Origin of the sequence: Paenibacillus sp. P36 (genome assembly GCF_045866505.1) — a bacterium.
Classification (GTDB): domain Bacteria; phylum Bacillota; class Bacilli; order Paenibacillales; family NBRC-103111; genus Paenibacillus_E; species Paenibacillus_E chondroitinus.
The window spans coordinates 2,184,340-2,202,453 of record NZ_AP038372.1; the positions used below are offsets into that span (position 1 = coordinate 2,184,340).

Annotated in this window: 22 protein-coding genes; 15 read left to right on the forward strand and 7 right to left on the reverse strand. The window is 46.2% G+C overall.

What is annotated here, in order from left to right; translation table 11 throughout:
- Positions 1-51: 51 nt before the first annotated feature.
- The 5 genes from ACKTT9_RS09965 to ACKTT9_RS09985 all read left to right on the forward strand — a co-directional run bounded on the left by ACKTT9_RS09965 (position 52) and on the right by ACKTT9_RS09985 (position 3,794).
- Positions 52-471 (forward strand): disulfide oxidoreductase, encoded by a 420-nt coding sequence (locus ACKTT9_RS09965; protein ID WP_127454697.1) that lies wholly within the window; start codon positions 52-54, stop codon positions 469-471.
- An 84-nt stretch (positions 472-555) separates the two neighbouring features.
- A complete protein-coding gene (locus ACKTT9_RS09970) occupies positions 556-1,551 on the forward strand; it encodes a polysaccharide deacetylase family protein (RefSeq protein ID WP_407871420.1) in 996 nt (331 codons plus the stop codon).
- 114 nt (positions 1,552-1,665) lie between these two features.
- Entirely contained in the window at positions 1,666-2,475 is an 810-nt protein-coding gene (gene racE / locus ACKTT9_RS09975) for a glutamate racemase (protein ID WP_407871421.1), read from the forward strand.
- A gap of 129 nt (positions 2,476-2,604) precedes the next feature.
- A complete protein-coding gene (locus tag ACKTT9_RS09980) occupies positions 2,605-3,495 on the forward strand; it encodes a M14 family metallocarboxypeptidase (RefSeq protein ID WP_407871422.1) in 891 nt (296 codons plus the stop codon).
- A gap of 89 nt (positions 3,496-3,584) precedes the next feature.
- Positions 3,585-3,794, forward strand: coding sequence for a hypothetical protein (locus ACKTT9_RS09985; protein ID WP_127454690.1), 210 nt, complete (start codon positions 3,585-3,587; stop codon positions 3,792-3,794).
- Positions 3,795-4,080: 286 nt separating this feature from the next.
- Here the strand turns inward: ACKTT9_RS09985 and ACKTT9_RS09990 are convergent, their stop codons facing one another.
- Together ACKTT9_RS09990 and ACKTT9_RS09995 are read right to left on the reverse strand one after the other, a co-directional pair.
- A complete protein-coding gene (locus ACKTT9_RS09990; protein WP_127454688.1) occupies positions 4,081-4,260 on the reverse strand; it encodes a hypothetical protein in 180 nt (59 codons plus the stop codon).
- Between the two features lie 197 nt (positions 4,261-4,457).
- Positions 4,458-6,704, reverse strand: a complete 2,247-nt coding sequence (locus ACKTT9_RS09995; RefSeq protein ID WP_407871423.1) for an FAD-dependent oxidoreductase — start codon at positions 6,702-6,704, stop codon at positions 4,458-4,460.
- A 121-nt stretch (positions 6,705-6,825) separates the two neighbouring features.
- Between ACKTT9_RS09995 and ACKTT9_RS10000 the strand changes: the two genes are divergently transcribed.
- Complete coding sequence (locus ACKTT9_RS10000) at positions 6,826-7,608, forward strand: helix-turn-helix domain-containing protein (protein ID WP_407871424.1); 783 nt, start codon at positions 6,826-6,828, stop codon at positions 7,606-7,608.
- Between the two features lie 47 nt (positions 7,609-7,655).
- On the opposite strand, the gene ytvI is transcribed toward ACKTT9_RS10000, so the two are convergent.
- The 3 genes from ytvI to ACKTT9_RS10015 are packed head-to-tail and all read right to left on the reverse strand — an operon-like array spanning position 7,656 to position 9,931.
- Positions 7,656-8,768 (reverse strand): sporulation integral membrane protein YtvI, encoded by a 1,113-nt coding sequence (gene ytvI / locus ACKTT9_RS10005; RefSeq protein WP_407871425.1) that lies wholly within the window; start codon positions 8,766-8,768, stop codon positions 7,656-7,658.
- 24 nt (positions 8,769-8,792) lie between these two features.
- On the reverse strand, positions 8,793-9,539 hold the full coding sequence (gene map / locus ACKTT9_RS10010) for a type I methionyl aminopeptidase (protein WP_407871426.1): 747 nt from the start codon (positions 9,537-9,539) through the stop codon (positions 8,793-8,795).
- Positions 9,540-9,571: 32 nt separating this feature from the next.
- Entirely contained in the window at positions 9,572-9,931 is a 360-nt protein-coding gene (locus ACKTT9_RS10015; protein WP_127454678.1) for a helix-turn-helix domain-containing protein, read from the reverse strand.
- 249 nt (positions 9,932-10,180) lie between these two features.
- Between ACKTT9_RS10015 and ACKTT9_RS10020 the strand changes: the two genes are divergently transcribed.
- On the forward strand, positions 10,181-10,483 hold the full coding sequence (locus tag ACKTT9_RS10020; protein ID WP_127454676.1) for an iron-sulfur cluster assembly accessory protein: 303 nt from the start codon (positions 10,181-10,183) through the stop codon (positions 10,481-10,483).
- A complete protein-coding gene (locus ACKTT9_RS10025; protein ID WP_127454674.1) occupies positions 10,483-10,704 on the forward strand; it encodes a DUF1450 domain-containing protein in 222 nt (73 codons plus the stop codon). The genes ACKTT9_RS10020 and ACKTT9_RS10025 overlap by 1 nt, the downstream gene beginning before the upstream one ends.
- 46 nt (positions 10,705-10,750) lie before the next feature.
- Here the strand turns inward: ACKTT9_RS10025 and ACKTT9_RS10030 are convergent, their stop codons facing one another.
- Together ACKTT9_RS10030 and ACKTT9_RS10035 are read right to left on the reverse strand one after the other, a co-directional pair.
- Positions 10,751-11,245, reverse strand: coding sequence for a glutathione peroxidase (locus ACKTT9_RS10030; protein ID WP_407871427.1), 495 nt, complete (start codon positions 11,243-11,245; stop codon positions 10,751-10,753).
- Between the two features lie 24 nt (positions 11,246-11,269).
- Positions 11,270-12,160, reverse strand: a complete 891-nt coding sequence (locus ACKTT9_RS10035) for a TIGR01777 family oxidoreductase (RefSeq protein ID WP_407871428.1) — start codon at positions 12,158-12,160, stop codon at positions 11,270-11,272.
- A gap of 132 nt (positions 12,161-12,292) precedes the next feature.
- Between ACKTT9_RS10035 and ACKTT9_RS10040 the strand changes: the two genes are divergently transcribed.
- The 7 genes from ACKTT9_RS10040 (at position 12,293) to ACKTT9_RS10070 (ending at position 17,941) form a co-directional block, all read left to right on the forward strand.
- Complete coding sequence (locus tag ACKTT9_RS10040) at positions 12,293-13,318, forward strand: hypothetical protein (RefSeq protein ID WP_407871429.1); 1,026 nt, start codon at positions 12,293-12,295, stop codon at positions 13,316-13,318.
- 126 nt (positions 13,319-13,444) lie between these two features.
- Positions 13,445-14,146 (forward strand): FadR/GntR family transcriptional regulator, encoded by a 702-nt coding sequence (locus ACKTT9_RS10045; protein WP_407871430.1) that lies wholly within the window; start codon positions 13,445-13,447, stop codon positions 14,144-14,146.
- Positions 14,147-14,202: 56 nt separating this feature from the next.
- Positions 14,203-15,435 (forward strand): MFS transporter, encoded by a 1,233-nt coding sequence (locus ACKTT9_RS10050; protein WP_407871431.1) that lies wholly within the window; start codon positions 14,203-14,205, stop codon positions 15,433-15,435.
- Positions 15,436-15,456: 21 nt separating this feature from the next.
- A complete protein-coding gene (locus ACKTT9_RS10055; protein ID WP_157322730.1) occupies positions 15,457-16,248 on the forward strand; it encodes an ABC transporter ATP-binding protein in 792 nt (263 codons plus the stop codon).
- Positions 16,249-16,371: 123 nt separating this feature from the next.
- Positions 16,372-16,503, forward strand: coding sequence for a hypothetical protein (locus tag ACKTT9_RS10060; protein WP_268597870.1), 132 nt, complete (start codon positions 16,372-16,374; stop codon positions 16,501-16,503).
- A gap of 86 nt (positions 16,504-16,589) precedes the next feature.
- Positions 16,590-17,018, forward strand: a complete 429-nt coding sequence (locus ACKTT9_RS10065) for a MarR family winged helix-turn-helix transcriptional regulator (RefSeq protein ID WP_157322728.1) — start codon at positions 16,590-16,592, stop codon at positions 17,016-17,018.
- Between the two features lie 233 nt (positions 17,019-17,251).
- Positions 17,252-17,941, forward strand: a complete 690-nt coding sequence (locus ACKTT9_RS10070; protein WP_157322727.1) for a carboxymuconolactone decarboxylase family protein — start codon at positions 17,252-17,254, stop codon at positions 17,939-17,941.
- The last annotated feature ends 173 nt before the right edge of the window (positions 17,942-18,114 follow it).

An 18,114-nucleotide genomic window follows, 5' to 3' on the forward strand; every position in this document is an offset into this window, starting at 1 on the left:
ACTTCCCTCCTATATTTTTCTATAATATGGGGAAAGGGAGGACGAGCACAAATGTCAAAAAAATTCTTAAGAGAAAACGGTATGCACCTATCCTGGCTGATTGCCTTAATCGCCACATTAGGGAGCCTGTATTTCTCGGAAATTATGCATTTTATACCTTGCAAACTATGTTGGTATCAACGTATTCTCATGTATCCGCTGGCCATCATTCTGGGGATCGCTGCTGTGCGCAGAGACTACAAGCTGACGATTTATGTATTACCGCTCACGATTTGGGGAGCCTGTATTTCCGTTTATCACGTTTTGCTTCAATCCGGAGTTTTTCACGAATCCGCGACTGGTTGCGGGCCAATTCCATGTGATGTGGATTACTTGAACTGGCTTGGTTTTATCACGATTCCTATGCTTGCCGGAACGGCTTTTATTTTGATCACCATTCTCCAATATTTGACATACCGAGCTACGAAATAACACCACGTTCCAAAAATAGGCAGGTAATTTGTCTAGCACTGTCGAAAGGAGTACTGAACGTATTCCATCATGCGAGGTGCTACAATGACATCTATTACCAAAAGTGCTGCACTGCTGATCCTTTTAAGCGCAACATTGGTCGGTTGTGCAGACAAAAGCCTGTTCTCTCCTGCTGCCGAAGCTGTAACGACACCAAGTCCGCAAGCAACAACCAAAGCAGCGGAGCCTACGCCAACTTCAACTCCAACTCCTAAACCAACAGCAAAGCCCATAGCTACTCCCAAACAGACCGTAGTTCCGAGCGCAACGCCGCATCCTACGACTGCCCCTAGCCCTTCAGCATCCGCAAAGCCGGCAACTGACGCCACCAAAACAAAGCCAGTCGCAGGGGATAAGACCCCCTACTCCTGGTATTACATGAAGAAGAAAACCGGGCAGGTTCCTGATTTTCCGAAAGAAACGAAATCATTTACCGCTGACCAGAAAGCCGTTTGGGTTGGGACCGGGAAAAAGGTTTATCTAACGATTGATGCGGGAGGCCCGCTGATTGAAGTGGATTTAATGCTAAAATCCTTGAAGGAAAACGGAGTGAAAGCGAACTTTTTCATCTCAGGGAACAATATCAAGTCAAACCCGGATTATTTGAAAAGAGTTGTGGCAGACGGCCATTTCGTAGCCAATCATACGATGACGCACAAAGATTTCAATGAGCTGAGCGATGACCAAATTCGCAAGGAAATTACGGATTTTGAAACCTTATATAAGAAGATAACCGGTAAAGAGGTCGAGAAATACTTTCGCTTCCCTTACGGTCACTACAATATGCATAACTTGAGTTTAGTTTCGAGCATGGGGTATACGTCTGTCTTTTGGTCGACGGCTATGCGTGATTGGGAACCGCGGGAGAATGGGGCCGAGGATCCGTACAACGATATCATGAATAATTTGCATGATGGCAATGTTATTTTGATGCATCAGGGATCTTTGGAGAACATGCAGGCGCTCGCGCGCATCTGCAAAGAAATCAAGAAGAAGGGCTACGAATTCGCACTTGTGAATGATTTGCAGCCAAAAAAATAGGTGACAGACGACCAAGAATCAGTGTTGTAAGCCTAGGTACCTTTCAGCTTGTACGTTCATATTCTATCCATGTAGCCTTTGAAATTCATTAACCGGCAAAGGAAGCGGATAGGTGTGCAGCAAGCGATAGCCGTACTGGACTCCGGAGTCGGAGGATTAACTGTAGTAAAAGAACTCATGAGGCAGCTGCCGCAGGAAAAAGTCATCTACTTCGGTGATACGGCTCGAAGTCCTTATGGACCGCGATCAGCTGTAGAAGTACGTACATTTACACGGCAAATTGTGGATTATTTAATTCAATTTAACCCTAAAATGATTGTGATTGCATGCAATACGGCAACCGCGGTTGCCATAGAAGATATTCGAGAGCGCGTCTCGATTCCAGTGTTGGGGGTTATCTCGCCAGGCGCGCGAGCCGCAATCAAGCACACGCGAACCGGGATTGTCGGGGTGATCGGCACGGAAGGTACGATCAAAAGCAAGGCCTATGAACATGCCTTGAGATTAATCTCGCCGGGCATACAGGTGTACAGCGAGCCCTGCCCGCTTTTGGCGCCTTTCGTGGAAAAGGGGCTTTTTGGAAGAGAGCAAGAGCAGGAGATTGTGGAGCAATCGCTTCAGCCGTTGGTCGACAAGCCCATTGATTGTTTAATATTGGGATGTACGCATTATCCATTTTTGATGGAGCCGATCTCCCGGGTGATGGGGCCGGACGTCACCTTGATTTCATCTGCCGACGAAACGGCAAGGGAAATCAGCACGATTTTGTACCATCGCGATCGGATGGAAACATCAGGGATATTGCCGATTCACCAATTTTTTTGCAGCGGAGAACCTACGTTATTTAAGCGCATAACGGAAAGTTGGCTCAAAGATCAGATAGCCATAACACCTGTCGTGTGGCAGGTACCTACTATTTTTTGAATAGACCCTCAGGGGTCTATTTTTTTGTGGAAAGTGTGCAATAACTTAACTTCGTTACGCCGCATGATTCTAATGGAGCAGGCATATTCATAACCTACGTAGGAGATCAAAGAGCTGTGAGGTGGTCGTATGTTGGGTTACGGGTATGGAACGTTGTGTGATGAATTGAATCGGCTGGGCAGGATTTATCCTTTCCTGCATGTCGAAGTTATAGGAGAAAGTGTGATGGGAAAAGGCATACCTGCGCTGCGTATCGGTCAGGGGGCCAGGGAGCTTCATGTCAACGCAGCGATTCATGCCAATGAATGGATTACGACACCGCTTGTTATGCAGTTCGTAGAGGATCTCGCTTGTTCCTATGCCAGAGGAACGGCTTGGCAGGGCAGAAACATCAGACGCCTGCTATCCGAATACTCCCTGTGGGTTGTTCCGATGTTGAATCCTGACGGTGTAGAACTTGTCCTTAATGGCATCGGAGCTGACCATCCCTACCAAGCCAATCTGCTGGAATTAAACGGAGGTCAGACAGATTTTAGCAGCTGGAAAGCGAATATAAGGGGCGTAGACCTCAATGACCAATTCCCTGCCCATTGGGAAGAAGAAGCTGAGCGTAGGGGGCAGCTGGGGCCGGGGCCGCGGGATTATGGCGGTGAGACACCGCTCTCGGAGCCGGAAACTGCAGCGCTCGCGCGTTTTACAGAATGCCACCCGTTTGAGCTCGTTGTTGCTCTGCACACGCAAGGAAGAGAGATCTATTGGAATTACCGGGGGTATGAACCTCCGGAATCCGAGTCGTTTGCCGACCAATTAGCGGTTGTCAGCGGTTATGAGGCCGTGAAATTAACCGATAGCGATGCAGGGTATAAAGATTGGTTTATCCAACAATTCCGCAGGCCTGGATTTACAGTCGAGTTGGGTTACGGTGTTAATCCGCTGCCCGTGGAAGCCTTCGCCGAATTGTATGGAGAGATCGTCCCGATTCTGCTGACTGCGTTGGATTTACAAACCGTTAACCGGTAAACAAGATCAGGAACATAACCTTGTCTCTCAAGAACCGTTCTGTCCAGACTTCATATACTGGAGTAAGTAGACGGTTGGGAGGCGAGGTTATGGCACCACCTAAAGGCAAAGGCAAAGTTGCTAAGAAGAAAATAGTATCTTCCAGAGAGCAGTACACGATGAGAATAGTGGAGTCGTCTACGTGTGCGGTTTGTAAAACACAATGTACAAGAGGACTTCGTTATTTGGAGCATATGGCTCAACCTGGGGCTGTAGGCAGAGGGGTTCCCTGTATTTTAACAAGAAGAAAAATCAATTAACGAAAAAAAGTCCACGCCTAAAGCAAGAGAGGCATGGACTTTTCTTTATTTACTTGTGCCCTTTATTGCTTTTCTGATCCTGCGTTTTCGTCGTTGTATTTTTGCGGGATTGTCCTTGCTGTTTATGATCTGCTGACATGGCCGGTCCTCCTTGAATATCGTTGTTGAGAAGCGCGTGATTATTATAAGCAGTTGGTTGATTTTGATACGGCTCCAAGAGGAAAATAAAACCCAACGCACGATGGTAATCGTTCGTTGGGCTGTATGCGAAGATGGTAGAGTGCAATTAATGGTTAGGAGGAAGCAGTTTATCTTCGAGGCGTTGTTTTACCTTCTTGATGGCATCTCGCTCTAATTTGTGGTTTAAGTTGAACTTCGCACCCGTTAGTGCAAGCGCTTCCTTAACAGTCATTTCTACATAAATAATCTCTTCACCTTGACGAATTTGAATAGAATTTTGTTCCATTTCCATCACTCCTATGTCAACTTTTTGAAGAGGAAACCTTGATTTGTCGCACTTTTAATATAACATATCATGTGAGGTTAAACAAGGGTTATTAAGACCTATTTATAGAAAAAGAATGTCGGAAACGATGTCGGCCACCAAAGAAAAAAGCACGCGAAACGGCAGCATTTGCTAGGCCATTTTGCGTGCTTATGAGACTAACTGTAGCAGCGAATTTCTACGATTTCGGCTCGCTCAGCTCCGTTTGTTGATTCCACTAGCAAGCGTAAGCGGCTGGTTACAACGGTCTCTGGGAATGTATGAGTATGAAGGCGAGTGTGATTATTAGATTCTTCAGCGACAGTTTTCCATTCCCCTCCAACAAAGGCCTGGAGTTTGTAGTCTTTAACCAACTCAGGAATAATCTCGAATGCTGTCCGATGATGATGCAAATTAATTAAATCCTCATGGACGTCATCATTTAAGGTTAGCTGTACGCTGCGGATTGGCACGGCATTCGGCCAGCTGACTTCAAGCCACTCCGGTTTACCGGCTTGCAGATGAGCGGATGACCACATGTTCGGGCCGCCGTATGGCCGTTTAAAGCCATTAGCCGCTTTATCCGGCGAGTATGCCGAAGTAGGTGAGAGCAGCCGGAAGCAGATCGGCTTGCGGTTGAACTCGCCAGGTGTCCAATCAACGACAGGCTGGTTCGGTGTTGTGTCGCCATAATCTGCGGCATTGCTATTATCCTTATGCTTGAGCCCAAGGACGCCGGACTGAAGCTGGTCGGACTTATGGACCGACAGTGCAGGATTGCTGCGCAGAATAATAAACGCATTTTGAGCGGTATCCGGATGCCAGCTTAATGGAACATGAACCCACTGTCCGGATCCTTGCGGGACCGCTACTTGAACGGCTGTTACCTGTGTGTGCGGAACGTAGTTCTGCGGCTTCCCTGTGCTCCACAACTCCACGGATAGTTCTGTATCCTCCGAGGCGTCAAGCAGCAGCTCCAAGCCCTCGATATACGGATCTACAGGCACGAGAAGAGCAACACTATCCGCAAGCGGGAACACCGACGCGGATTTCTCTACCGCCAGCTGGCTCAAGGTGCTGGACGCTGTTAAGGTCGCGCCAAGCACAAGATCGTCTGCGTCGGCGTTTTTGATCCCGAGCACGGAGGCATCCTGCCGCAGCAGCGTTTGCTGCAGCTCGCTCAGATGGCTGCCGTGCAGCTCGCGAGGGGAAATGCCTTTCGCTGCGCAAAGGGCAGCGCCCGTTCCTGCGGCTTCGCCGATGACGGCACAAGTCGCCATGACGCGTGTCGTGCCGAAAGCGACGTGGGACGCGCTGATATTCCGCCCAGCCATAAGCATATTCGTCGTATTGACCGAATAGAGGGAACGAAACGGAATATGGTAGCTGCCGTCCACATGCATATGCTTGGAGCCCTTCGCCGTGGCATACATGCCTTGCGGCGGATGCAGGTCAATCGACCAGCCGCCGAAGGCGACGCGGTCTTCAAACAGCTCCTGTGCGATGACATCGTTCTGATTCAGCACGTAGTCCCCTACGAAACGACGGTATTCCCGTTTGCCCGGAACCGAACCGATCCATTCGAGCGTAAGGTTATCCGCTTCGAATTTACCGGAATTTTTGATATAATCCCAAATCCCGTAAATCACGGAAGACAGTTCATCACGGATTCTTTCGTTATCATGAACCGTATCCAGTTCACCGCCCCACTCAATCCACCAGTAAGCGCAACCATTATCGCCGCTGCGAATAACCCGTTTCATCGGAATTGTGGTCTGCGTAATGTCTTTGGCGAAACTTGGCGGGATGTACTTCACAGGTCGGCCGGCATCTTTGGTATAGAAGAGCAGAGTGCTGCCTAAGGTAATATCATCCGGGACGAGAGGTGCCCATTCTTCATTGAACTCCTCCTGCGCTTCACGGCCAATACGGAATTTTGCGCCTGCCAGAAAACCGACGAGCCCGTCGCCTGTGCAGTCGAGATAGACACGGCTGTCGAAGCGGATACGGCGTTCCGACCCCATCATCCAGCCAGTAACGGATCGAATGGTCCGGGAAGTTTCGTCTCCGTCTGCATCAACTTCATGTACGTCCGTATTCAAGAAGAGACTAATATTTTTCTCGGCTTTAACTTTTTCAAGTACAATCAGATCCCATAGATAGGGATTTCCATCGATATTGCGGTATTGATTCTCAACGAACATTTCCCCCATGATACCGGTTTCACGCGCATACCGATGAAGCCCGTGGGAAGTAGCTCCGCAAACCCACACGCGTACTTCACTACTGGAATTACCACCAAGGACAGGGCGATTTTGAACAAGGGAAACGGTTTGACCTAATCTGGCTGCAGCGATCGCGGCACACACGCCGGCTAAACCTCCGCCGACAACGGTGATGTCGGATGTAACGATTTCATGTTTCATGACCAGCACCTCACTAGTTTATAGAATATCTTTGATTTCATTGTAAAAGATTATATTCCTATTGAACATGCAGTCAGTTACAATGAGCATATACTTTATTTCACTTAAAGAGGGTGCGGGTATGGCTTTTCGTGATGTGGCGGTGAAACTTATTTCGCATGTTTACTGGCATCGTAAAGATGAGTTTATGTATAACGAGGACACGTATCCTTGCTGGACGTTATTTGCTGTGGAGGAAGGCAGATTTGTTTATGGAATCGGAGAGCACAAAGGGGAAGCGGGATTTGGCGATTTTGTTATTTGCCCGCCCCATGTTGGTTTTCGAAGGAGGACGCTGGAGCCGTTGTCGTTTCATTTTCTGCAGTTTGTTTGGCTGTCGGAACCAAGTTCAGAGGAAGCAACCAGCTGGAGAGGCAAGCTCGTCATTAAGGATATCGAGAGATTAGCCTCAAATTATCATTATTTGAAGGAGCTTCCGGGGTGGGATGAAGAGAGCACGCTGCATAAGCAGCACATGCTCAGCGATATGTTTCGTTTAATCGCAATTGAACGAGAGCTCAAAGAGGACCATACTACAGAAACAGACAGTCTGATGGAAAAGGCACGCAAATATGTAACGGATCATGCGTACGGAAGTTTATCCATGTCGGATTTGGCAGAGAGCCTGGGGCTAACTCCCGTGCAGCTTACGCGAAGGTTTCGCAGAGCTTTCTCGCAAACACCATCTGAATTTCTGAATGAATTGCGTTTAACCAGAGCGCGCCATTTGCTGGAAGGGTCGACTTTGACGTTAGATGCAATCGCAGGAAAATGCGGTTTTGAAAACGGTTTTTACTTGAGTCGCGTGTTTACACAAAAAATGGGGATGGCTCCATCGGTGTACCGCAGTATGTATCGCGTATAATAACGAAAAAAGCTCATCTTTCCAGAAAGGAAGGATGGGCTTTAAGTTTATGGACCACTTGTAGGAAGATTGCTCTGTGCATATTCGTCCTCAGGCTGGCGTATCCAACGATGGAAATAGCCTTGTGTATACAGAGCTTTGAGCAAAATGATTAAAACAGGCGACAGGATGACTCCCGCAACGCCAAACAATGAAAGCGACACGATCATAAAGGCTAACGTCGTAAAGGCCGACACGCCCAGGGATTCCCCTGTAATTTTGGGTTCCATGATTTGTCTGACAAGGATAACGACAAGCAGCAGCGCGCTTAACCAGATCGCAAGTGTTGTCTGACCCACGATAAACAAATAAATGATCCATGGAATGAACAAAGTGGAGACACCCAACAGCGGCAAAACATCGAAAATAGCCGAGAGCAGGGAGATAGAGAAAGCATTATTGACGTCGAGCAGAAGCAAAGCGACAAAAACGACGATAAACGTTAGGGAAATCAGCTTAAATTGAGCTTTTACGTAAGAGACAATCCCCTTCACGACATTTTCCTTTAGAAAGAAAAATACCGATTTAAACGTTCTTGGTGTTTTCTCACTGGCAAGGCGTTTCCAAGAGTCGATTTCTATGCTGAGGAAGTAGGCCAAAATGATTCCGACAATGAAGTTGAACATGAAGGTGGAAAAGGAAGTCAGCGAGGCTACTAGTCCGGATAAGAAAGTAATAATGAATTTTGAGGCATTACCTGCAAATTGTCCGGCATATTCTTTAATTTTCACAATGACATCAGGGGGCAATGTTTGGAAGCGATTATTTAGTTCGCTAATTTTATGTATGATTTGGTCGTTGAAAACGGCTTGGTAATCGTCTACTTTATCGACAAGGCTCATGATCTGGCTTGTGAAAATAACGGCGGCGCCCGCCAGCGCGCCCAAGATGATCAGGACGAAGAGGAGCGTCGAGATCGCTGATGCAATCGACTTTCGCATCCCTTTCCGGTTCAGAAACCTAGCAAAAGGCTCGATCATCATGAAAATGATCAGAGCCAGAAAGATAGGTGTCGCGATGCGATACAGATAGCTGAACAACAGCATGAAGAGGTAGACGGTTAGAACAATGAGAGCAATGTCAAAAGCAGTTCTCCAATATTTCTTGTAAAAAGAAATCATGCATGTTCCTCCGGGCTTAAATGTTTATTGTTCCGTCAAAATAACCGGACCTTGGCTCGTAATCGCAATCGTGTGTTCATATTGTGCAGACAGACTGCCGTCGTAAGTTCTTGCTGTCCAACCGTCGCTATCTACTTTGGAATGATATTTGCCGACATTCAGCATTGGTTCTATGGTGAACACCATGCCTTCTTTAATGCGCGGCCCTTTGCCTGCTGGTCCGTAATGCGGAACTTGCGGTTCTTCATGCATTTCGGAGCCGATGCCGTGTCCGATAAAATCTCTGACGACGGAGAAGCCTTGTGATTCCGCATACACTTGAATCGCGTGAGAAACATCGCCGATGCGGTTGCCTGGAATCGCTTGCTCAATGCCTTTGTACAGCGATTCTTTGGTTACTTGAAGCAATTTCTCCGCAATCGGAGAGATGTTCCCAACGGCGTAGGACCAAGCGGAGTCCGCCAACCAGCCATCAATCCGAACAACCATATCGATGGTGACGATATCGCCGTCGTTCAAGGCCTCTTTCTTCGGGAACCCGTGGCAAATCACATCGTTAACCGATGCGCAAGTAGCGTAAGGATAGCCGTGATAGCCCTTTTGTTCCGGTGTAGCGCCGTGCTTCGCCAAAAAGCCCTCGACGAATTGGTCGATTTCCCAGGACGTGATGCCAGGGCGAATCATTTTGGCAATTTCTTTATGACAATCGGCTAGAATGCGTCCGGCTCTGCCCATTTTTTCAATTTGTTCTTTTGTTTTAATGATAATCACGTAAGTCCAACTCCTCAGCTGTTATTCAATCATTATGTCCATTTTGCGGACCATAGCTTCATCTCTTTTAATATTTGATGCAAATCCTGGCCTTTCGGTGTCAAGGTATACTCAACGGTAACAGGGACAGTTGGGTATGCCGTCCGCTCTAAAACACCGTGATCCTCCAGATGACGGAGAATATCGGTTAGAGATTTGGGGCTGATTCCAGTTACTTGACGCTGCAGTTCGCCGAAACGCTTCGTACCGCAAAACAGTTCCCGAAGCACGAGGAAAGCCCATTTGCCACCGATAACTTCAAGTGTACGTTCAATGGAGCATTCAATGACTTTCGGTACTTTAGGAACATAGTTGCTGAGCGGGGCGACTTTTTCATTTTCAAGAGTTGACATTCAGAAACGCGTCCTTTCCATTTTGGAATGTACATAACTATCCATGAAGTAAGTAAGTTACCATCTTGAATTTAGGATAAAATAGTTCCACTACTATGTATTTTAAAGTTCGTGAAGGCAATTAGCAATAGCAGCCCGATTGGGCTATTTGTAAATCGCTTTTTAAGTCGGATGCTGTCAAAGGTTGATTTCGTGCCTTAGATTCTTTACAATAAGAAATAAAATTATTGTTTCAGGAGATGTGTACATATGAACGTCAAAATTTCTCGTAATGCAGCGAAAGTACTTCAATTGGAGCTTGATAAAGAAGAAAACAAAGGTCTATTGGTTCGAGTACAAGTGACTCATAAACATGGCGACCACGCTCACTATGGCTTGGGTCTTGACGATAAATCTGCAAATGATGTCGTTGTCAGCACAGACAAAGGCATTGATGTTTTGCTGGATGGGAACGAACCATTGCTTGACGGAATCCGTATTGACTACTTCTACACGCCAGAAGAAGGTTTCATGATTACGAACCCAAGCAAGGGGAACAACGGAGATCACTAATGCGCAATGATATTCGCATTTGTGATAAATGCAAACATATGAAAGTGAAATCTGCACTTTCAAAAATTAAAGTCATTGCACCTGATGCTGAAGTCAAAGTTGCCTGCAAATCGTATTGCGGTCCTTGTTCTCGTTTTGCTTTTATATTCATTAATGGCCGCTATGTGACAGGAGCAACAGAAGACGAAGCAATCGAAAAGGCTAAAAAATACGTCAAATAAAAAGAACCGTCTGGGCGATCGATGCCCTGGCGGTTTTTTCTATCTGTTAAATATGCGTGGTGGCTTTTGCTAGCAGTTGGCGAATTTGGCTTTCAATTTTACGCGGCGTTGTCGTTGGTGAGAATCTTTTAATGACGTTGCCGTTTTGATCCACGAGAAATTTGGTGAAATTCCATTTGATGCTGGAGCCGAGCAAACCGGAAGCCTGCTGCTTCAAGTAGCGGTAAAGTGGATGGGTGTCAGCGCCGTTGACATCAATCTTGGAGAACAAAGGGAAGTTCACGCCAAAATTGATTTGGCACGCCTGCTCAACCTCTGTATCGTTTCCGGGCTCTTGATCTCTGAATTGGTTGCATGGAAAGCCCAGTACGCTAAAACCTTGATCTTTATATGTATCATGAAGCTCCTGCAGTCCCGTAAATTGAGGGGCAAATCCGCACTTGGTTGCGGTATTAACAATGAGCAGCACTTGTCCTTTGTAGTCGGCAAGCGACTTATCTTCACCGCGGATCGTCCGGGCTGAAAATTGATGAACGGTCAAAAGAATCACCTTTTCACAGTTATTTTAGTTATTCACGATATCCGCCAGCGCTTTGTCAACGGAACGATATGTAAAGCTAAAACCATGTTGGAGTAGTACATGCGGCAGCACCTTCTGGCCTTCCAGAAGCAGTGTGGATAATTCGCCGAAAGCAAGCTTCATGACAAAAGCAGGGAGAGGAAACAGATTCGGTCTATGAAGAGCTTGGGCCAGCTGCGCCCCGAACTGCTTGTTTGTGACAGGATTTGGCGCTGTCGCATTGACAGGTCCGCTGATTTCCTCGTTTTGTATGCAGAAATCGATCAATCTTACCATGTCTTCAATGTGAATCCAAGACAGCCATTGTTTGCCGCTGCCGATAGGGCCGCCAACACCAAGTTTATAAGGGAAAGCCATCTTTGGAAATGCGCCCTCTTTCCCGTCGAGCACAAGTCCAACGCGAACTTTGACGATTCGCGGGCCTTTGATTTGATCTGCGGCTTGTTCCCATTTGTCCACGACACTCGATAAGAAATCCATCGTATGGTGCGGGCTGCGCTCATCGAAAGTTGCCGTCTCAGACGTGCCATAAATAGACATACCGGAAGCGTTGACGACGACCTTAGGTTTCTTGTCCATACGTTCCACAAGCTGCGCCACTTGCTGTGCTGCCTTAATGCGGGACTCCAAGATGCGCTGTTTAGCCGCAGCCGTCCAACGCTGATTAATCGATTCGCCGGCCAAATTTACGATGGCGTCCAGTCCTTCAAGCTTCTCAGGGGCATCTTGCAATTCTGCCCATGTGACCGTGCGCGCACCTTGTACGACGGCTTGGGCAGAGCGGGAAATCGTTATCATTTCATGGCCGCGCTGTTGCCAATAGGCGATTAAACGTCTGCCAATAAAGCCGCTTCCACCGGTTACCGCTATTTTCATCGATGAACACCTCCTCCTGGTTATTATATCATTTACAAAATTTGCATGTCATCTAAGCAGGCTGCCGAAAGCAATATCTTCATTGACATGGATTAGGAAGCAAATGGTATATTGGGAAAAGGAGGGATGCCTATGTTTCGTTTTTTATTTGGAAAATCATCTAAACCGCCAAAACGCAGTCGACTTGGTAAAGCTAAGCCCGTCTATCGGGCGTCCGAACTGCCTAATGGTCTGGGACTGCTTGAAGGTATTCCGTTAGATCGTATTGTTACGAAGTTAAACAGTTCAATTCCTGCTGACTATGCGGAAAGAATTCAATATCGGGTAAAAGCCGAACATCCACGTATGACAGAAGATGAATATGCTTGCAAATGGTTTGAATTAAAGCGTTATTTTGTCATGAGTCTCGTTATGAAATCAACACCGATGTTTAGCAGCGAAATCGATGACTTGTGGCACGAAATGCTAATGTTCACAAGGGAATATCAGCGTTTTGGAGAACAGTTTGCAGGCGGTGTTATCCATCATTCTCCCGAACGTGAACCGAAGTTGATGCCTGGAGAACGTGCTTGGTTTGATTGGGTGTATGCTCATTTGTTCGAATTTGCTCCGAGCAGCAAGCGCTGCTGGAACGGATTTTTCCGCAATGCCTTGGATCCTGACCGTACAGATCTGCTTCGTGAAGGCAATGTGGATGCGATTGCTCGAAGCATGTTCAATATGGAGCAGGCCGATCGATATCCCGAGGTTGCACAAACGATTCGTATCTTGGTTGAGCAAGCCATTCTGGAAGCTAATAAGGCTGCCGAAAGCCGCCGACTCGAGGATACGGGGTGGGATTATTCCACAACTAACCCGAACTCCATGCTCTATCTGGCAGGCGCTATGATGTTCTTCTCCATCCAAAGCCCACAAAGCTATGCCCATGAGATGAATACGAATTTCCCGGAGAATTCCCCGGAATCTCAGCGTGACAAACATAGCAGCTGTTCTTCTTCGGGTTGCGGAAGCTCTGCAGGAAGCTGCGATAACTCTGGAGATCAAGGGGGAGGCAGTTCCTGCTCGTCCAGTTCTTCTTGTTCATCAGACTCCTCAGGTTCCTCCAGCTCCTCATGCTCAAGTTCCTCCTGTTCAAGCTCCAGCTGTGGTTCCAGTTAGAGATTGAAAACACTTTCCTCGAAAAAATCAGGGAAGTGTTTTTCGTATGCAAGGGCATGCTAAAATTTAAACTAGAAAAATTCAGATGCCGTATGCTATACTCATGTTCAAACAGGAGATGATCAGATGAATTCAAAAATGTCTTTCCAACCGCTGAACCGTCCAAAGTTGGTAGACGATGTAGTGAATCAACTGCAAAAGAAAATTTCAGAAGGAGAAATAAAACCTGGGGATAAGATTCCTACGGAACCGGAATTGATGCAGCAGTTCGCCGTGGGACGATCAACGATTCGTGAAGCAGTCCGTGTCCTTGTGCACGCTGGCCTGCTTGAGAAGAAACAGGGCTTCGGTACTTTTCTGAAGGCGCAGTCGGCCATGCAGGAACCGCTGGATCACAGGCTCCGTAGAGCACAGATTCTGGAGGTTTACGAGGTCAGAAGGATGCTTGAGTTAGAAATCTCCAGATTGGCTGCTGAGCGCCGCGACGAAAACGACCTCGAGCAAATGCGAAGTGCGTTGGATCAACGTTATGAAGCATTGGAGAAAGGCGATACAGACACGTATTTGCGTGAAGATGTGAAATTTCATCTATCGATTGCTGTTGCCAGCAAAAATAGTGTTGTCATCGACCTGTATCGATCCTTCACATCGGCGCTTTTTGAAGCATCACAGAAATTGATCGTGACGTTGCAAGATCCTCATCATCTGTTTCATGAGAATATGTACAAAGCTATCAAAGACAAGGATGTCACGGAAGCGGAATATTGGACCATGAAAAATCTGGATGAAACGGTCACACAGCTTAAACAGTTTGTAAACCAGGAGTAGCTTGACTCTCCTATGTCTTTAAACATCAGATGATATGATGAAAGGGGTTAGTAATAGTGTCAGATTCAAGTTCAGTACGCAATCATACGGTTTATGCGATTTTATTCTCGATCTCCCTGGTCCACTTATTGAATGATGCCATTCAATCCGTTATACCTGCCGTTTTCCCGATTCTTCATAATTCGCTGCAGTTGAGCTTTACTCAAATCGGATGGATTGCTTTTACACTAAACGTAACAGCCTCCTTGTTTCAGCCTTTAATTGGTTTGTACACAGATAAAAAGCCAAAGCCGTTTTTGTTGCCCGCAGGCGTATTTTTCTCGTTATTAGGCGTGATTTTGCTTGCTGTAGCGTCTTCGTTTGTTCAGGTGCTTGGAGCTGTTGTGCTGGTTGGTCTCGGATCTTCCGTGCTTCATCCCGAAGCATCGCGTGTTGCCTATTTGGCTGCCGGACCTCGTCGAGGCTTGGCGCAGTCGATTTTCCAAACAGGCGGTAATATCGGGCAGGCGCTTGCTCCTATTTTTACAGCGCTGATTTTCGTTCCATTCGGCCAATTCGGCATTATTTGGTTTTCGTTTGTCGCTGCTGCAGCGATTGTCGTTCAGTTTTTCGTGGCCAAATGGTATGGTAAAGCGGGCAGCAGCCGCTCTGCGGCTTCAAGTAAAGCTTCTGTCAGTAAACAGCCTCTGCCGCGCAAGACAGTTACCTATGCCATTTCGATTTTGATCATGCTCTTGTTTTCCAAGTTTGTTTATGTGGCAAGCATGACGGGTTTTTATGCTTTTTACTTAATCGAACACAATCAACTTTCCGTTGAAAAAGCGCAGCTATTCATTTTCACTTTGCTTGCTGCTGGAGCAGTCGGTACGTTCATGGGAGGTCCGCTGGCGGATCGGTTCGGAAGACGGAACATGATCTGGTTTTCCATTCTGGGAACGGCTCCGTTTTCACTGCTTTTGCCATATGCCAACTTATTTTGGGCGGGCGTGTTGTGTGCATGCATTGGATTCATTTTGCTATCCGGCTTCTCCGTCATTGTCGTTTATGCGCAGGAACTTCTGCCAGGCAAAGTCGGGACGGTATCCGGTTTATTCTTTGGCTTGGCTTTCGGACTAGGCGGGATCGGATCAGCTGTGCTTGGTACACTTGCGGATGCAACCAGCATCTCGTTTGTCATTAAACTCTGCGCATTCTTGCCGCTAATTGGACTTTTGGCCGCTTTCCTGCCATCGGATAAAAAATTGAATATGACACAAATTGAACTACCACAAAATGTTGTTAAAGCTTAATTGATCACGAGGTGAAACCGAATGCCATCGATTATTGAAATGAATAACGTCTCCTGGTATAGAGATAACAAAACGATTCTGAATGAAGTGAATTGGCAGGTATCCAAAAATGAACACTGGGCCGTACTGGGGCTGAACGGTTCAGGCAAGACGACCATATTGAATATGATCAATGGTTATATCTGGCCGAGTCAAGGACAAATGGCTGTACTCGGTCATCCTTTTGGAACGGTAGATTTAAGAGATTTGCGTAAAATGATTGGTTGGGTAAGCTCATCCCTCCAGGAGAAGTTGTATGCCTCCGATAAAACGCAAAATGTCGTAATAAGCGGTAAACATGCTTCAATCGGGCTATATGAGAAACCGAGTACGGAAGACTTCGAGCAGGCCAAAGCGCATATGCAGCGGCTGAATTGTATGCATTTATACGACCGGACTTATCAATCGTGCTCTCAGGGTGAAAAGCAAAAACTATTAATTGCACGTGCATTAATGGCCTCGCCTAAGCTGCTGATTCTGGATGAAGCAACGAACGGATTAGACTTCCTTTCTCGGGAAGCATTGCTGTCCAGCATCCAAGAACTAGCCAAGGAACCGGATGCACCGACATTAATATTCGTAACGCACCATATTGAAGAAATTTTACCTGTTTTTAATCAAACCTTATTGATTCGTCGTGGTGAGGTATTCGCAAAAGGGCTGTCGCGCCATGTACTGACTAGTGAAGGTTTGTCCTCTTTCTTTGAGACGGAGGTTGAAGTGAAATGGCAGCGAGAACGCCCATGGCTTTCGATTCCTGCCAGTGATTTGTGAGATTCTAAGGGCACTTTCTTTATGGAAGTGCTCTTTTTTTTGTGGGAATTATTGACATTAAATTTTTGGTGGCATACTATATATTTAGATATCTAACTAAATGATGAGGAAGGAGGTTGAAGAATGAAATCATGCCCGGTTAATCCTCAAAAATCAATTCTGAAGCCAAAGTTTTTTGGCTGTCTCATCTGTTATACGGCTGGCTGGATTTCGTATTGGATTGCGAAAAGGAAAATGTCCAAAGGCCAGTACTAAGTATACGAGCTTGTCATATGTTCATCAGAGAGGTGATCGTATATAATGGCAATATAACTCAAGCAACTTGTAAAGGGAGAACCAACATGAACGCTACACTGCATGGATCAATTGGATTCTGGTTAAAGAAGAATTATCGCAATGCCTGCAATTATTTGGATCAAATGCTGGAGGAACAGGGTGTCACGAACTCTCAGCTAGGTGTCCTTATGATTCTATGGGAAGAAGAGGGACGGACCCAAAAAGATATGGTGCATATTTTAGGCATTCAACCGGCTTCCATGACCTTCCTTCTTCGTGGGTTAGAAGATAGAGGGATGATCAATCGTGTACCAGACAAGTTGGATACCCGTATCAATCGTATTTATTTGACGGATAAGGGCTCCTCCATTAAAGAGGCTTGTTTAGCTATTGTCGAAGAGGGAGAAAAGATGATTCGCCAAGGATTTTCCGATCAGGAAATCGCCTTGATGCTGCATTGGATGAAGCGTGTTGACAGTAATTTTCAAGGGTGAGTGGACTGGTAAAATAGGTTGTATTGCAGTCTTTTTTTGGATATATAGTTAGATATCTAAATAATATTCAGAGTCGTTGATTTCATGTTTGGGATCATTATAACGGATTTCGGGCTTTTTTTATAGATAAAAATGAAAATTTAACATAATAAAGTCGAAATATTTAATTGTTGACAGCTAAAAATAAGTTAGATATCATAATATTCAAATCAAGGAAATGGAGGAAATTGGAAATGAATAATAAAAATTCTAATTCATTGTATGAACGCAGCAATTTGAGAAGAGTAGCGGAACTGCAAGAAATTGTGCCACAAGGTTCCAAAGCATTTTTTCAGTTTATGGGTGAGGCTTTTGGCGAGAAGGCCATTACGTCGAGAACGAAAGAATTGATCGCTGTTGCTGTCACGCATGTTACGGGATGTCCTTACTGTATTGATGTTCACACGGGCAAATTCAAAAAGTTGGAAGGCTCTGTAGAAGAGGTAGTGGAAGCTATTCTTGTGGCAGGGGCAGTGAACGCCGAAACTGTGTTATTTCATAGCGTGAACGCATGGAATACCATGCATGATCTCGTTTCTAACGAGCTTTATGCAACGAGCAACGCAAGCAAGCTGCCGCAGGTTAAGGAAACTCGTCCGGAGACGTTTGCGGCTTTCGAACAATTCCAGTCCACTGCCATGGCGGATGGCGCTATCGATGCCAAAACGAAACAGTTAATTGCTGTTGTCATCGCACATGTGAATGGCTGTGCTTATAGCATTGACAACCATACGCGGAAATTCAAGGAGTTAGGCGGGACAGCGGAGGAACTAATGGAAGGGCTGCTGGTCGGCGGTGTTGCGAATGCAGGCTACGTCCTGACTCATGGCATTAACGCACTCAACGCCTTTGATTATCATTCGGACGCAGTAGCCCAGAATTAGAGTTAACATCAAATTCTAAGCCACAAAACATGATTAAAACTGGCTTCCCGCTCGACTTCGGGGAGTTCTTTTTTATTCGACAAAAAAATATAATTAAGGACACGAACTACCGTTTTTCGTGTATAATGGGTTCTTGATCTCATTTCTTAACCTTTGGTAAATTAGCAGCGAGA